The sequence below is a fragment of the Stenotrophomonas sp. A3_2 genome, from assembly GCF_036624925.1.
Classification (GTDB): Bacteria; Pseudomonadota; Gammaproteobacteria; order Xanthomonadales; family Xanthomonadaceae; genus Stenotrophomonas; species Stenotrophomonas hibiscicola.
Genome location: NZ_JAZKVY010000306.1, coordinates 1 through 374, shown reverse-complemented (window position 1 = coordinate 374; position 374 = coordinate 1). Strand labels below are relative to the sequence as shown.

1 protein-coding gene is annotated in these 374 nt (G+C 60.7%); it reads right to left on the bottom strand.

Annotation, left to right across the window (positions count from 1 at the left end; translation table 11 throughout):
* Positions 1–374 (bottom strand): M13-type metalloendopeptidase (locus tag R5H29_RS14460; RefSeq protein WP_332329348.1); only part of this gene is annotated, 374 nt, incomplete at both ends.

The window sequence follows — 374 nt, the reverse complement described above, 5'->3', positions numbered from 1 at the left end:
GTCAGCCCGGCGACATCGGCGATATTCTCGCCCAGCGTCTGCTCGCCATTGATGTGGACACCGGCAAGCGGCTCATAAGCGCTATATTGCTTGACCAATGCCTGGCTCTGCGCGGTGAAATGCGCAAAATCGGCGGGCGTCCACCAGTTGCGCAGCCGGCCATCGGCATCGAATTCGGCGCCGGTATTGTCAAAGCTGTGGCTGATTTCATGCCCGATCACAGCGCCGATCGAGCCGTAATTGGCCGCCGCATCCGCCTTGGGATCGTAAAAGGGCGCTTCCAGAATCGCGGCGGGGAAGTTGAGCGCATTCTGCAGCGGCAGGTTGACCGCATTCACCGTCTGCGGCGTCATCCACCATTCGCCCTTATCAGG